Genomic DNA, 1,021 nt, shown 5'->3' with positions numbered 1-1,021 from the left:
CGGTGCCCGAGTCGGGTGAGGAGGGCTCGCGGATGTGGATCGCTGATCGCGTCGGTCAGTGCGCGGGTGAGGCGCTGCGCGTCGAGTACCTGGATGTCTCGAGTATGAAAGCGGCGCGGCGCGGGGTCGACCGGCTCGGCCAGACCAAGCCGGTTCGTGGCGGCGGCAAGATCGCTGGCTGCGGCGCACAGCGCCGCCTCGCGGTCCCGCCACCGCGTCGCGCCGAGCGCGTGGCGTAGGTGTCGACCGACCTGGTCCGCGAGGGTCAACTGCGCGAACGCAGTGGTCAGCCATTTGCCGTACGGGGCCCAGCGGCGTTCGAGGAGAAACGCGATCCGGACGAGGTCGCGGGCCATGCGGGCGGTGAGCAGACGTGAGCCGAGGTCGTCGCCGCGTCCGCCGGTGCGGCCGATGAACGGTTCTTCCTGGCTGACCCGTAGCCAGCCGGCGGCCAGGACATAGCGCCAGACGTCGTCCGGGTACCAGGCCAGCGCCCGGCGCCGCGCGGCGAGCAGATCGAGCGGATCGTGCAGGACCACGCCAGCCGTGAGGCTGGCCAGGATCTGCGTTGGGGCCAGCAGCCAGTCCGCCAGAGCCATCCCGTCGGCCGGGTCGACGCCGAGCCGGCCGACGAAGAACGCCCGCGCGGTGGTCACCTCCACCTGGTGGTGTGGCCGGCCGTCGTATCGGTCGCTGTCGGGGTAGACAACCGGGAAACCGTCGAACCGGACCGGCAGCCTCTGCAGGGCGACGTCGATCGGCGTGGTGTCGACGTCCGGCGGGACGAACAGCTGTACGCGGGGGCCGAAATCGTGGTCGGTGGAGACCTCGTCGTCGAAACCGAGCACCTCAGAACCCTCACCGAGCAACGCGGCAGCGTGCGGAACGCCCAGGATCAGCGGCCGAACCGCCTGCTCATAGAACCGCCGAGAAAGATCGCGACCAGACACGGCTCCGAGAATCTCCTCCATGCTCCCCCGGTGGACGAACGCCCTCCGGCCCGACCAGCCGTGACCCTCAT

1 protein-coding gene is annotated in these 1,021 nt (G+C 70.5%); it reads right to left on the bottom strand.

Annotated features, from left to right (window positions below):
- The coding region (locus tag AC6EXY_RS33310; RefSeq protein WP_499819034.1) for a DUF4037 domain-containing protein at positions 1 to 848 on the bottom strand (848 nt) is incomplete at its 3' end.
- Between the last annotated feature and the right edge of the window lie 173 nt (positions 849 to 1,021).

This window comes from Frankia sp. RB5 (assembly GCF_059816245.1).
Note: the sequence above shows the minus strand (reverse complement) of the source record. Positions and strands in the feature narration are given on the sequence as shown.